Source organism: Actinoplanes sp. NPDC051513 (genome assembly GCF_044454685.1).
Taxonomy (GTDB): domain Bacteria; phylum Actinomycetota; class Actinomycetes; order Mycobacteriales; family Micromonosporaceae; genus Actinoplanes.
The window spans coordinates 665,009-677,790 of sequence record NZ_JBITDW010000004.1; the positions used below are offsets into that span (position 1 = coordinate 665,009).

The 12,782-nt window shown below is 71.1% G+C and carries 12 protein-coding genes; 9 read left to right on the forward strand and 3 right to left on the reverse strand.

Annotation, left to right across the window (positions count from 1 at the left end; translation table 11 throughout):
- Positions 1 to 9: 9 nt before the first annotated feature.
- From ACIA5D_RS17560 to ACIA5D_RS17580, 5 genes are all read left to right on the forward strand, one after another.
- A complete protein-coding gene (locus ACIA5D_RS17560; protein WP_396030972.1) occupies positions 10 to 1,263 on the forward strand; it encodes an MFS transporter in 1,254 nt (417 codons plus the stop codon).
- A gap of 22 nt (positions 1,264 to 1,285) precedes the next feature.
- Complete coding sequence (locus ACIA5D_RS17565; RefSeq protein ID WP_396030973.1) at positions 1,286 to 1,807, forward strand: AAA family ATPase; 522 nt, start codon at positions 1,286 to 1,288, stop codon at positions 1,805 to 1,807.
- 60 nt (positions 1,808 to 1,867) lie between these two features.
- Positions 1,868 to 2,410 (forward strand): hypothetical protein, encoded by a 543-nt coding sequence (locus tag ACIA5D_RS17570; protein WP_396030974.1) that lies wholly within the window; start codon positions 1,868 to 1,870, stop codon positions 2,408 to 2,410.
- Between the two features lie 327 nt (positions 2,411 to 2,737).
- Positions 2,738 to 4,135, forward strand: coding sequence for an endo-1,4-beta-xylanase (locus ACIA5D_RS17575; RefSeq protein ID WP_396030975.1), 1,398 nt, complete (start codon positions 2,738 to 2,740; stop codon positions 4,133 to 4,135).
- 98 nt (positions 4,136 to 4,233) lie between these two features.
- Positions 4,234 to 5,589 carry a PHB depolymerase family esterase gene (locus ACIA5D_RS17580; RefSeq protein ID WP_396030976.1) on the forward strand — a complete coding sequence of 452 codons (1,356 nt, stop codon included), beginning with the start codon at positions 4,234 to 4,236 and terminating at the stop codon, positions 5,587 to 5,589.
- An 85-nt stretch (positions 5,590 to 5,674) separates the two neighbouring features.
- On the opposite strand, the gene ACIA5D_RS17585 is transcribed toward ACIA5D_RS17580, so the two are convergent.
- Positions 5,675 to 6,901, reverse strand: a complete 1,227-nt coding sequence (locus tag ACIA5D_RS17585; RefSeq protein ID WP_396030977.1) for a hypothetical protein — start codon at positions 6,899 to 6,901, stop codon at positions 5,675 to 5,677.
- A 312-nt stretch (positions 6,902 to 7,213) separates the two neighbouring features.
- Between ACIA5D_RS17585 and ACIA5D_RS17590 the strand changes: the two genes are divergently transcribed.
- Complete coding sequence (locus tag ACIA5D_RS17590; RefSeq protein ID WP_396030978.1) at positions 7,214 to 8,350, forward strand: YibE/F family protein; 1,137 nt, start codon at positions 7,214 to 7,216, stop codon at positions 8,348 to 8,350.
- Here ACIA5D_RS17590 and ACIA5D_RS17595 read toward each other — a convergent pair.
- Both ACIA5D_RS17595 and ACIA5D_RS17600 read right to left on the reverse strand, forming a co-directional pair.
- Positions 8,283 to 9,440 carry a 4-hydroxybenzoate 3-monooxygenase gene (locus tag ACIA5D_RS17595; protein ID WP_396030979.1) on the reverse strand — a complete coding sequence of 386 codons (1,158 nt, stop codon included), beginning with the start codon at positions 9,438 to 9,440 and terminating at the stop codon, positions 8,283 to 8,285. The two genes, ACIA5D_RS17590 and ACIA5D_RS17595, sit on opposite strands and share 68 nt — an antisense overlap.
- Positions 9,441 to 9,480: 40 nt before the next feature.
- A complete protein-coding gene (locus ACIA5D_RS17600; protein WP_396030980.1) occupies positions 9,481 to 10,233 on the reverse strand; it encodes an IclR family transcriptional regulator in 753 nt (250 codons plus the stop codon).
- Positions 10,234 to 10,300: 67 nt separating this feature from the next.
- On the opposite strand from ACIA5D_RS17600, the gene pcaH reads away from it, so the two are divergent.
- From pcaH to ACIA5D_RS17615, 3 genes are read left to right on the forward strand one after another with little or no spacing between them, the layout of a single operon-like run.
- Entirely contained in the window at positions 10,301 to 11,044 is a 744-nt protein-coding gene (gene pcaH / locus ACIA5D_RS17605; RefSeq protein ID WP_396030981.1) for a protocatechuate 3,4-dioxygenase subunit beta, read from the forward strand.
- A complete protein-coding gene (gene pcaG / locus ACIA5D_RS17610; protein WP_396030982.1) occupies positions 11,041 to 11,601 on the forward strand; it encodes a protocatechuate 3,4-dioxygenase subunit alpha in 561 nt (186 codons plus the stop codon). The genes pcaH and pcaG overlap by 4 nt, the downstream gene beginning before the upstream one ends.
- Positions 11,598 to 12,749 (forward strand): lyase family protein, encoded by a 1,152-nt coding sequence (locus ACIA5D_RS17615; RefSeq protein ID WP_396030983.1) that lies wholly within the window; start codon positions 11,598 to 11,600, stop codon positions 12,747 to 12,749. The genes pcaG and ACIA5D_RS17615 overlap by 4 nt, the downstream gene beginning before the upstream one ends.
- Positions 12,750 to 12,782: the final 33 nt, after the last annotated feature.

Here is a 12,782-nt window from a genome sequence, read left to right on the forward strand (position 1 = left end):
GCGGCCGGCATGGCCGCCATGGCCGCCGGCTGCGCGTTCCAGTTCGGGATGCCCTTCCTCATCCCCGCGCTGCGCGACGAGGGCCTGAGCCTCGCCGAGGCCGGGCTGCTCACCTCGGCGCCGGTCGCGGGACTGCTGGCCACCCTGGTCGCGTGGGGGGCAGCGGCCGACCGCTGGGGCGAGCGCGGCGTGCTGACGATCGGTCTCACGGCGACCGGCCTGATCCTGTCGGCGACCGCGCTGGTGAACGGCACGGCGCCATTGGCGGTCTGCCTCGTCGCGGCCGGCGCGGCGAGCGCGGCCGTGAACGCCTCCAGCGGCCGGCTCATCCTCGGCTGGTTCGGCGCCCACGAGCGGGGCCTGGCCATGGGCCTGCGCCAGACCGCCCTCCCGCTCGGCGTGGGCCTCGCCGCCCTGACCCTGCCATCGATGACCCGGCCCGGTGCGCTGGTCTTCCTCGGGTCTCTCGCGCTGGCCGCGGCCGTCCTGGTGGCGCTGGTGGTCCGCGACTCGCCCTCGACCACGAGGAGCGCGCCCGGGGAGGGCACGCCCTATCGCACGCCGGTCCTCTGGCGGATCCACGCGGCCAGCGCCCTGCTGGTGGTGCCGCAGGCCACGGTGGCGACGTTCGCGCTGGTGTTCCTGGTCGACGTCCACGGCTGGCAGCCGGCCTCGGCCGGTCGGCTGCTGGCGCTCGGCCAGGTAGGCGGCGCCCTCGCCCGCCTCGTGGCCGGCTGGTGGTCGGATCGCCTGGTGGCCGCCCGGGTACCGGACCGGGTTCCGCCTGACCGGCAACCGGACCGGGTTCCGCCTGACCGGCAACCGGACCGGGTTCCGCCTGGCGGGGAAGCGGACCGAGTTGCGCCTGGCCGGGTACCGGACCGGGCTCCGCTTGGCCGGGAAGCTGATCGGCTCGGTGGGCGGCTGCGGCCGATGCGCCTGATCGCCCTGGCCATCGCGGCGGTCGTCGCGGGGCTGGCGCTCGGCGCCCACCCGGCGGTGCTGCTGGCGGCGGCCGTGCTGACGGTCAGTCCGAACGGCCTGGCCTACACCGCCGTGGCCGAGCGGGCGGGCCCGGCATGGGCCGGACGAGCCCTGGGCATCCAGAACACCGCCCAGAACCTGGCCGGCGTCGCGACCGTCCCGGCGATGGCCGCCCTCATCGCCGCCACCGGCTACCGTCCCGCCTTCGCCGCCGCGGCAGTTTTCCCGCTGGCGGCGGCTTTGCTGACTCCGGTTTCTCGCTGGCGGCGGCTTTTCTGACACCGGTGAGACGATGACCGCCATGCGCGCCCACATCCTCACCGGCACGCCCGGCTCCGGTAAGACCGCGATTCTGCGGCAGCTCGAAGTGAACGGCCATTCCGTTGTGGAAGAGGCCGCCACCGACGTCATCGCGCTCGGCCAGGCCCTCGGCGATCCGAAACCATGGGAGCGGCCCGATTTCGCCGAGCGCATCCTGCGGTTGCAAAGGCAACGGGCTTCCGACGCGTACGGGAAATGTGTTGTCTTCTTCGACCGGTCACCCGTCTGCACGCTCGCGTTGTGCCGCTACTCCCGATGGGAGCCGCCCGCCGGCCTGCACGACGAGATCGACCGCTACGACAGGACCGCTTTCCTCGTACGCAATCTCGGTTTTGTGGAACCCACGGCCGCGCGCCGGATCACCCTGGCCCAATCGCTGGTTTTCGAGAGGATCCATGAACAGACCTATCGGGAGCTCGGGTTCGAGCTGATCGAGGTGCCGCCGGTGGCGCTGCCCGAGCGGGTGGCGCTGATCGAGGCGGCCATGAGGGATCGGCCCTAGGGGGACCTAGCGGGATATCACCGATGCCTTCTGGGGTGTGGCGCTTCATAGGCTCGGCGCATGAGATCGATGGCCTTCGCCGCGCCGCTGCTCATGCTGGCCTACGGCGTCCTGCGGTGGATCGACGGGCTCGACGGGCATCGCAAGGGCGGCCCGGCCTGGGACCTCGGCCACGTCGCGTTTCTCGCTTCCATGGTGACGTTCGTGCTGCTGGCCGTGGCGTTGTATCGCCGGGCCACGCTCGCTCGCCGCATCGCCCTGGTGGCCGCGGCCGCCGCGGTTCTCGGATCGGGCTGCATGATCTGGGTGATTCTCGGCGACCTTTCGGCGTCGTTCCAGGACCGCTTTCCGCTGCCCGATCTGCTGCAGACGGCCGGGCCGATCGGTTTCGTGCTGGGGATGATCGGGCTGCTCAGTCTTCAGGTGGCGGCGGGGCGGCTGCCGGTGTGGAGCCCGATGCTCTTCTTCGCCGGCTACACCGCGATCAGCATCAACCTCGATCTGCTGCCGGTGGCGGCGCTGATTCTGCTGGGGTCGCTGTATCCGCTGGCGGCCGCGGCGGCTCCGGCGCGGCGGGCGAGGACGACCTCGCGGACGGCCTGAAGCCGGCGACTCCGTCGCGCGACACCATCGTCAGCCCGGAGGGGGACTGACGATGGTGTAGCGCGTTTTTCTGAAACGGTTCATTGCTGGATGTCAACGATGTCATGCCGCTTCCTTCCGAAAGTTCCGGAGTTTGATCGAGGGCGACTGGCACGGCCAAAGCATGATTTAACGTGAGAAATTGGGCCGTGGGAGCGTTCCCGAAATCACAATCTGCGGAAGCCTCGGGTTGTGATTTCCGGAACATGCCGTTAATGTTTCGATCGATCCGGATCACTTTCTGCTGTATCGGCCACGGCCCGTCCCCCTGCACAGCTGGAAGGAATCATGAACCGTTCCCCCCGGCGGCGCGTCCTCGCCGCCAGCCTCTCCGCAACCGCTGCCGTCCTCGCGGCGGCCGGCTCAGTGCTGCTCACCGCGGGCTCCGCCGACGCGGCCACCACGCTCGGCGCCTCGGCGGCCGCCACCGGCCGCTACTTCGGCACCGCCGTCGCGGCCTACAAGCTGAGCGACTCCGTCTACTCCACGATCCTCGACCGCGAGTTCAACATGGTCACGCCGGAGAACGAGATGAAGTGGGACGCCACCGAACCGTCCCAGAACTCGTTCAGCTACTCCAGCGCCGACCAGATCGTCAGCCACGCGCAGTCGCACAACCAGCGCATCCGCGGCCACGCCCTCGCGTGGCACTCGCAGCAGCCGGGCTGGGTGTCGAGCCTGTCCGGCACCGCGCTGCGCAACGCGATGCTCAACCACGTCACCCAGGTCGCCACCCACTACAAGGGCAAGATCTACTCGTGGGACGTGGTGAACGAGGCGTTCGCCGACGGCTCCAGCGGCGCCCGGCGCTCCTCCAACCTGCAGAACACCGGCAACGACTGGATCGAGGCCGCTTTCCGGGCCGCGCGCACGGCCGACCCCGCGGCCAAGCTCTGCTACAACGACTACAACACCGACGGGGTCAACGCGAAGTCCACCGCCGTCTACAACATGGTGCAGGACTTCAAGGCGCGCGGCGTGCCGATCGACTGCGTGGGCTTCCAGTCCCACATCAACGCGCAGTCGCCGGTGCCCAGCGACTACCAGGCCAACCTCCAGCGGTTCGCGAACCTCGGCGTCGACGTGCAGATCACCGAGCTCGACATCGAGGGATCGGGGACGGCGCAGGCGAACACGTACGCGACAGTGGTGAACGCCTGTCTCGCCGTGGCCCGCTGCAACGGCATCACCGTGTGGGGCATCCGGGACAGCGACTCGTGGCGCGCCAGCGGCACCCCGCTGCTGTTCGACAACAGCGGCAACAAGAAGGCCGCGTACACGTCGACGCTGAACGCGCTGAACGCGGTCCCGCCGACCGGCCCGACCACCGGGCCGACCGGGCCCACCAACCCGACCGACCCGCCGCCGAGCTCGCCGACCACGCCGCCGGCCGGCGCGGGCTGCAGCGCCACGGTCACCCTCAACCAGTGGACCGGCGGGTTCGTGGCCACGATCCGGGTGACCGCCGGATCGAGCGGGCTGACCGGGTGGACGGCCGGGGTCGCCCTGCCGGGTGGCGCCGCCATCACCAACACCTGGAACGCCACGGCCAGCGGTAGCAGCGGCGCGGTGAACTTCACCAACGTCAGCTACAACGGCTCGGTAGCCGCCGGGAATTACACCGAGTTCGGCTTCCAGGGCACGGGTGTCGGCCCCTCGGGAACGCCCACCTGCACGGCTCGCTGAGCCAGCTCCAGCACTGCTTTCCGAGAACTTGGCGCGGCCACGGGGCCTCCCCCGTCCGGTGTCCCGTGGCCGCGCCGCCCCGCTCTCGAAGGACTCTTATGAAGAAGCTGCTCGCCTCCGTCGCCGCCGCGGCGGCGGTCGTCCTCGGGCTGGTGGCCCTGCCGGCCTCGCCCGCCGCCGCGGCGTCCCTCCAGCAGATCACCAACTTCGGCACCAACCCCACGGGCCTCGGCATGTACCTGTACGTGCCGGACCGGCTCGCCGCCAGCCCCGGGCTGCTGGTCGCCGTGCACTACTGCACCGGCAACGGCCCGGCGTTCTTCTCCGGCACCGAGTTCCGCACCCTCGCCGACCAGTACGGGTTCATCGTCATCTACCCGTCCGCGACGCGCTCCGGGAACTGCTTCGACAACTCATCGGCGGGCGCGCTCTCGCACAGCGGCAACAGCGACCCGGCCGGCATCGTGTCGATGGTCCGCTACGTGCAGCAGCGCTACGGCACCGACGTGAACCGCACCTTCGTCAGCGGCGCCTCGTCGGGTGGCATGGCGACCAACGTCCTGCTCGGCGACTACCCGGACGTGTTCGCGGCCGGCGCCGCGTTCATGGGCGTGCCGTTCGGCTGCTTCGCCGCCAGCGCCGGCGACCCCACCAACCCCGCGAACCAGGCCGGCTGGAACAGCACCTGCGCGAACGGCCAGTCCATCAAGACCCCGCAGGCATGGGGCGATCTCGTACGCGCGGCGTACCCGGGCTACAGCGGCCGGCGCCCCCGCATGCAGCTGTTCCACGGCACCACCGACACGACGCTGCAGTACCCGAACTTCGGCGAAGAGATCAAGCAGTGGACGAACGTGCTCGGCGTGAGCCAGACGCCCGTCTCCACCGATTCGCCGCAGTCCGGCTGGACCCGCACCCGCTACGGCTCCAGCACCACGCAGGCTCCCGTCGAGGGCATCAGCGTCTCCGGCGTCGGCCACTCGCTGCCGCTGTCCGGTCAGGCAAAGCTCGCGATCTCGTTCTTCGGCCTGGACGGCTCGACCCCGACCACGCCCCCGACAACGCCGCCCACCACGCCCCCGACCACGCCGCCCACCACACCGCCGACGACGCCGCCCACGACGCCGCCGACCGGGGGCGCGTGCCGGGTGAGCTCGCAGATCAGCGCGTGGAACACCGGCCTGACCGCGAACATCACCATCACCAACAACGGCTCGTCGGCGATCAACGGCTGGAACCTGACCTTCACCCTGCCGTCCGGCCAGACCATCACGAGCGGCTGGAACGCCACCTACAACCCGAAGTCCGGCCAGGTCACGGCCACGAACATGTCCTACAACGGCGCGCTGGCGGCCGGCGGCTCGACGACGATCGGCTTCCAGGCCACGCACACCGGCAACAGCGGCGCGCCCACCGGCTACGCCCTCAACGGCGCGGCCTGCACCACCGCTTGATCTCGCATCACCGCTGATCGGGGCCACCGTCCGATCAGCGCCGGCATCGCCGTGGGGCTTGGGCTCCGCGGCGATGTCGCGTTTTTCATACCGTACGGAGATCGAGCGCGTGCCAGGTGATGCTGTCGTCGCCGCCGGTCGACCACCACAGCATGCCCGCCCCCGTGAAGGCGCCATCCACGTCCGGGGCCACCACCACCGTTCGCCCGGTTGCCGCGTCGTAGGCCAACAGGGTCGCGGTGCCGGTGACATCCGAGTCGGGTCCGGTCTCGGCCAGCAGCTCGAAACGGTCGAGCACCGCCACATCGGCCACCGCGGCTTGCGCCCCGGCTTGCGCCCCGGCCGTCGCGGTTTGTGCGCCGGCTTGCGCGCCGGCCACTCCGGCTTGCGCACCCGTCGCTGTGGTCTGCGCGCCGCCGCCGGCCATCCGCCGCCGTTGTGATCCGTCAGGGTGCATGAGGTCGATGCGGGCGAGGCCGTCACCGCTCATCACCATGACCCGGCACCAGACCGGGCTGCAGGTCGCGATCTCCGGCCCGCTGGTCACGACGTCGACATCCCGGCCGGTCTCGAGGTTGCGCAGGCGCCCTTCCCGTTCGTCGACCAACCACGGCCAGGCGGACATCGCCCATTCGCCCGGCTCAGTGCGGATGTCGACGTTTCCGCCGCCCACCGGTACCGAGCGAATGTCGGTTAACTTCGGATGCTGCGGCCCTCCGCCTTCGCGGTCGGCGGCCTTGGAGGCGGCGGTCTTGGGGGCGGCGGTCTTGGAGGCGGCGGCCTTGGGGGCGGCGGCCCAGTGCACGCGGCCGTCGGCGATCACGACATCGAAGGAGTTGCCGTAGAAGAGGGCATCGCCGGTGTCGGCGGTGACCAGCGTTGCGCCGCCGCCGCCGCGCTTGGCGTGCCAGATCCGCATGCGCCGGCTGTCGGTCGACTCGGTCCACACAAGGTCATCGCCGTCGGCGGTGGCCGCTTCGAACTGCGGGTTGCCCTCCAGTGGTAGCCGTCGCAATTCCCGCAGCGTGTCGTCGTTGCTGTTTGCGCCTCCGCCTGTGTTCGCGCGGCCGTTGTTGCTCGCGCCTGCGCCCCTGTGCCAGAGCAGCACACGCACCCAGCGAGCGTCCGGGGTCGGCGCGGTGCCGAGCGCGGTCGTCGCGTCGAGGAACAGCAACGGCGTGAACAGCGGGCCGTCGGGCAACGCCGGGTCGAAGTCGGCGCGCTGGGCCCTCGGCCAGGCGTCGGCAGCGGCGACGCGCCCGGCCGGTGACGGCGTTGTTCTCGCTTCCGGTCCCGCAACCAGCAGCGTCACCGAGGCGGCGACCGCGACGGCCAGGCTCAGGAGAATGCCTCGCTTCGGGCGCCGGCGGGTGACGGCCGCGGCGGGAGCGCGGTCAAGGAGCGTCACGGGGCATCGCTTTGCGGGGCGCGATACGCCGTGGCCGCGGGAGCGAAAGGCGCGCAGCCAAGTTGAACTCCCGGCGCTGACGGGGGACGGCGCAAGAGCTCACTCCGGGACTCGATAGGCCCACCATAGCTGCGGCCTTTCGCCGCGATGAGGCTGGGCTGAACTGCGCATATGTTCATTTGTGAATAGGTGGGTCCCGGGCCTATCGTCGCGGGCTTGAGCCATACGCACGAGACGCCCGTCGCGCGCACGCCGCGAATCCTGGCCGCCGTGCTGATCCCGGCGGCGGTGGCCACGCTCGTCGCGATGATCGTGCTCTGGCCCGGCCACGTGCGGTCCGCCTCCGGCCAGGGGGCCGGCGAGCGCGCGCTCGGCACGATAACCGCGATTGACTTCTCCACCGCCCAGGTGAAGGTGACCGACGGCCCGGGTTCGGGCACCGAGACCACCGTGGACCTCCCGGCCGGCCCGGGCGCCCCGGCGCTGAGCACCGGCGACAAGGTCGTCCTGCTCTACGCCCCGGGCGCCGTCGCGGGCGGCCACCCCTACTCCGTTGTCGACCACCAGCGCGCCGGTCCGATGATCTGGCTGGTCCTCGCGGCGGTCGGCGCGGTTCTCGCGTTCGGGCGCAAACTTGGCTTGACTTCCTTGGCCGGCCTGGCGGCAAGTTTCGCCGTCCTCCTGCTGTTCGTGATTCCGGCGATCCTCGACGGTGAGCCGCCACTGCTGGTCGCCGTGGTCGGCTCGGCCGCCATCATGTTCGCCGTCCTCTATCTGACCCACGGCTTCACCGCGAACACCTCGGTCGCGGTCGCCGGCACGCTCGCCAGCCTCGTGCTGACCGGTCTGCTTGGCGCCGCCTTCACCGCCGCCCTGCACCTGACCGGCGTGGCCGGCGACGACGACGCCTTCCTGGCCGCGACCCGGGGAAACATCGACATGCGGGGCCTGCTGCTCGCGGGCATCGTGATCGGCGCGCTGGGTGTGCTCGACGACGTGACGGTCACCCAGGCGGCGGCCGTCGCCGAGATCCAGGCGACCGGACGAGACCTCTACCGGGCCGCCAGCCGCATCGGGCGGGCCCACGTCGCCTCAGCGGTGAACACGCTCGTCCTCGCGTACGCCGGCAGCTCGTTGCCCTTGATCTTGCTCTTGGCGACGGACGGCCGGCCCGCCGGGCAGGTGCTGACCGGCGAGTTGCTGGCGCAGGAGGTGTTGCGCAGCGCGGTGGGCACGATCGGGCTGGTCGCCTCGGTGCCGATCACCACCGCCCTCGCCGTGTGGATCAGAAGCCGATCGGCAGGCCCGCGTAGTTCTCGGCGAGACCGGTCGCCCCGGCATTCGAGGACGTGACCCACTTCAGCTGCGAAAGCTGGAGTTGCGCCTCGAACGGGTCGCCGCTGGTGTGCAGCATCGTGGTCATCCACCACGAAAAGTGGGTGCACCGCCAGACGCGGCGAAGGGCGTCGTCCGAGTAGGAATCGGCGAGGGCCGAATCGCCCGACCCGAGCAGCGCCACCAGGGCCGCGGACAGCAGGGACACGTCGGCGATCGCCAGGTTGAGCCCTTTCGCGCCGGTCGGCGGCACGATGTGCGCGGCGTCGCCGGCGAGGAAAAGGCTGCCGTGCCGCATCGGCGTCTGCACGTAGCTGCGCATCGGCAGCACGCTCTTGTCGGTGATCGGCCCGGGGGTGAGTTTCCATCCGTCCTGCCCGTGCCCGAGCCGCAGCGCCAATTCCTCCCAGATCCGCTCGTCGGACCACGAGGCCGGGTCGGTGCCGTTGGGAACCTGCAGGTAGAGGCGGCTGACCGTGGGGGAGCGCATCGAGTGCAGAGCGAACCCGTTCGGGTGCCAGGCGTAGATGAGCTCGTCGGTGGACGGCGCCACGTCCGCCAGAATGCCGAGCCACGAGTACGGGTAGACGCGCTCGAAAGTTTCCGCCGGCACCGCGTTGCGGCTCGGCCCGAACGACCCGTCGCACCCCGCGATCACGTCGGCGTCCAGCCGCTGCGGATTGCCGTCGCTGTCGACGTACGTCACGTACGGACGGGAAGTTTCCACGTCGTGCAGCGTGGTTTCGCCGATCGAGTAGCGGACGTCGGCCGTGCCCGCCGCGACCAGATCTTTCTGCACCTCGGTCTGGCCGTAGACCCACACGGTGCGGCCCGTCAGGTCGACGAAATCGAGGTGGTGCCGCTCGCCGGGCCAGCTCAGATAGATACCGCGGTGCTCGTGCCCCTCGGCGCGCAGCCGGTCGCCGAGCCCGACGGAGGTGAGCAGGTCGACGCTCGACTGCTCGAGGATGCCGGCCCGGATGCGGGACGCGACGTACTCCTGCGAGCGGGTCTCGAGGACCACCGAGTCGATGCCGCCGCGGGTGAGCAGGTGGGAGAGCAGCAGGCCCGCGGGGCCCGCGCCGATGATGGCGACCTGGGTACGCATACAACCAGCCAACCCGTACCGGGCATGACCCGGCAACCCCCTATTTCCACTGGACGGAAGTGGTGTCGGTCAGCGTGCGGGTGATCCCCTGCGCCGCGACCTGCAGCGCCGACACCAGCCGCGCCCGCTCCCGGCGCAGGTCGGGGACCACGATGCCGAGCCCCGCGACCACGTCGCCGCCGGCCCCGCGCACCGGCACGGCCACCGAGCACGCGCCCAGGCTCATCTCCTCGCCGGTGGTGGCGTAGCCGTCGGCGCGGACGCGGCGGATCTGCTCGAGCAGGCGTGCCGGCTGCGTGATCGTGTAGGCCGTGACCCGGGTCAGGTTGGCCAGCACCTCGGCGACGACGTCGTCCGGCGCGTACGCGAGCAGGACCTTGCCCACCCCGGTCGCGTGCATCGGCAGCCGCGACCCGATCATGCTGACCACCGGCACCGAGACGTGCCCGGAAAGCCGGTCGATGTAGAGCACCTCGGTGCCGTCGCGCACGGCCAGATGCACCGTGGCCAGCGTCGCGCCGTAGAGATCGTGCAGGAACGGCGACGCCGCCTGCCGCAGCCCGGCCTGCACCGGCGCGAGCAGCCCCAGGTCCCACAGCCGCCGCCCGATCACGTACTCGCCGGAGTCGAGCCGGGCCAGGGCGCCCCACTGACGCAGCTCGCCGACCAGCCGATGGGCCGTGGCCAGCGGCAACCCCGCCCGCCGTGCCAGGGAGCTGAGGGTCAGCGCGCGGTGCTCCGGATCGAACGCGCCGAGCAGGTCGAGGGCGCGCGAGGTGACGCTCGCGGACATCGTCGTCCTTCCGATGAGTGGAAGGTCAGTATCGCGTCCGGCGGCCCGCGCGCATAGCGTCGGGGAGGTGACGACCACCCAGGCGGACATCAGCCGCGAGATCGAGGCCGGCGTCGGCGCGCGCGAACAGCAGCCACGCCTCGACTATCCGGCGTATCGCAGCAGCATCCTGCGCCACCCCACCAAGGCGCTGCACCCGGCCGATCCCGAGGGCGTCGAGCTGTGGGCGCCCTGCTTCGGGCACACCGACGTGGCCGACGCCGAGGCCGACCTGACCATCCAGCACGCGGGGGAGCCACAGGGCTCGCGGATCACCGTGTCGGGCCGGGTGGTGGACGGCGACGGCCGCGCGGTTTCGCATCAGCTCGTGGAAATTTGGCAGGCAAATGCCGCCGGCCGGTACGCGCACCTGCGCGACCAGCACCCGGCGCCGCTCGACCCGAACTTTTCCGGTCTGGGTCGCTGTCTCACCGACGCCGACGGCTGGTACAAGTTCACGACCATTCAGCCCGGCCCGTATCCGTGGCGAAACCACCTCAACGCGTGGCGGCCGGCGCACATTCACTTCTCGCTGTTCGGCACCGACTTCACCCAGCGCCTCGTGACACAGATGTACTTTCCGGGCGACCCGCTGTTCTCGCTCGATCCGATTTTCCAGTCGGTGACCGACCCCAAAGCGCGGGACGCGCTGATCGCGACCTACGAGCACGACCTGACCAGCCCCGAGTTCAGCCTCGGTTACCGTTGGGACATCGTGCTGACCGGAAGTCACCGCACCCCGCTCGACGCGGACCTCGAGGAGCAGGCATGACCGCCGCCCCCGGACAGACCGTCGGCCCGTTCTTCCACCTGGGCCTTCCCTACGACGGCGGCAACGAGCTGGTGCCGCCGGGACGCGCCGACGCCATTCGCCTGCACGGCCGCGTCCTCGACGGCGACGGCGTCCCGGTTCCCGACGCGATGATCGAGATCTGGCAGGCCGACCCCGACGGCAAGGTGAGCCGGGTGCCCGGCTCGATCAAGCGCGACGGCTGGACGTTCACCGGTTTCGGGCGCGCCGCCACCGATCCCGACGGCCACTACTGGTTCACGACGCTCGAACCCGGCGGCACGCAGGAGGGTCGGCCGCCGTTCTTCGCCGTGACCGTTTTCGCCCGCGGCTTGCTCGACCGCCTGTTCACCCGCGCGTACCTGCCCGATCCCGAGCTCTTCGGACCCGACCCCTTGCTCGACAGTGTCGACGAGTCCCGGAGGCACACGATGATCACCAGCCGCGACAGCACCGGCCTGGTTTTCGACATCCACCTCCAGGGTCCGCGCGAGACAGTTTTCCTCAGTTTCCCGAAACATCGCGGCGTCTGGGCATGACCGACCTGCTCTGGCCGGGCGACGCCCGTGCCGGTGATCTGTTCACCGACGCGAGCGTCGTCGAGGCCATGGTGCGGGTCGAGTCCGCCTGGCTCGCCGCCGGCGGCCACCCGAGCGAACTTTCAACCGCCTTTTCCGTACGGGACGTAGCCGTCGCCGCCGAGGGCGGTGGCAACCCGGTCATCCCGTTCCTCGAGCTCCTGCGTTCGCGGAACCCGGAGGTGGCCGAGCACCTTCACACCGGCCTGACCAGTCAGGACGTTCTCGACACGGCGCTCGTGCTGCAGCTGCGCGACACCGCCGCCTTCGTCGCAAGAAACTTGGACCGGCAGGTCGCGGCGCTGGCGCGCCTGGCCGAACGCCACCGCGGCACGAGGATGGCCGCCCGCACCCTGACCCAGCACGCGATCCCCACCACGTTCGGCCTCAAAGCGGCCAACTGGCTGCACGGCGTGCTGGACGCCCGCGACGCCCTGTCCGCCGCCGCGGATCTTCCGATCCAGATCGGCGGCGCCGCCGGCAGCCTGGCGGCCCCGACGGCCCTGGCCGGCTCGCCCGCCGCGGCCCTCGAACGGGTCGCTGCCACCGCCGGCATCCTCGGCCTCCCGGCGCGGCCGCCCTGGCACACCGCGCGGGCGCCGTTCACCCGCATCGGCGACGCGTTCGTCACCTGCACCGACGCCTGGGGCAAGATCGCCAACGACGTCCTGCTGAGCAGCCGTCCCGAGGTGGGCGAGCTGTCGGAAGCCCCGGCCGAGGGCCGGGGCGGCTCGTCGGCGATGCCGAACAAGCACAACCCGGTCCTGGCGGTCCTGATCCGCCGGGCGGCCCTGGCCGCTCCGCCCTTGGGCGCGACGATGCACGCCGCCGCCGCCGGCGCGATCGACGAGCGCCCGGACGGTTCGTGGCATGTCGAATGGGCCACCTTGCGGACGCTCGCCCGGCGCACGGCCGTCGCCGCCGACCAGACCGCTGAACTGCTGGAAGGTCTGCGTGTGGACATCGAGCGCATGGCCGCCACGCTGACGGCGGCCCGCCCCGGGATCGACGCCGAGCGCCGCAAGATGGGTGACGACGGCCCGTACCTGGGCGCGAGCGACGAGCTCATCGACGCCGCATTGGCCCGCGCTCAGGGAAAGCCGTGCTGACCGTCGCCGTCCATGCCGCTGCGGCCCGCCGGG

Excerpts from the sequence above, each read along its gene's own strand:
- pcaG (WP_396030982.1), top strand. The coding sequence starts at position 11,041 with ATGACCGCCGCCCCCGGACAGACCGTCGGCCCGTTCTTCCACCTGGGC.
- ACIA5D_RS17560 (WP_396030972.1), top strand. The coding sequence starts at position 10 with ATGGCCGCCATGGCCGCCGGCTGCGCGTTCCAGTTCGGGATGCCCTTC.
- ACIA5D_RS17600 (WP_396030980.1), bottom strand. The coding sequence starts at position 10,233 with ATGTCCGCGAGCGTCACCTCGCGCGCCCTCGACCTGCTCGGCGCGTTC.
- ACIA5D_RS17595 (WP_396030979.1), bottom strand. The coding sequence starts at position 9,440 with ATGCGTACCCAGGTCGCCATCATCGGCGCGGGCCCCGCGGGCCTGCTG.
- ACIA5D_RS17570 (WP_396030974.1), top strand. The coding sequence starts at position 1,868 with ATGAGATCGATGGCCTTCGCCGCGCCGCTGCTCATGCTGGCCTACGGC.
- ACIA5D_RS17580 (WP_396030976.1), top strand. The coding sequence starts at position 4,234 with ATGAAGAAGCTGCTCGCCTCCGTCGCCGCCGCGGCGGCGGTCGTCCTC.
- ACIA5D_RS17565 (WP_396030973.1), top strand. The coding sequence starts at position 1,286 with ATGCGCGCCCACATCCTCACCGGCACGCCCGGCTCCGGTAAGACCGCG.
- ACIA5D_RS17615 (WP_396030983.1), top strand. The coding sequence starts at position 11,598 with ATGACCGACCTGCTCTGGCCGGGCGACGCCCGTGCCGGTGATCTGTTC.
- ACIA5D_RS17575 (WP_396030975.1), top strand. The coding sequence starts at position 2,738 with ATGAACCGTTCCCCCCGGCGGCGCGTCCTCGCCGCCAGCCTCTCCGCA.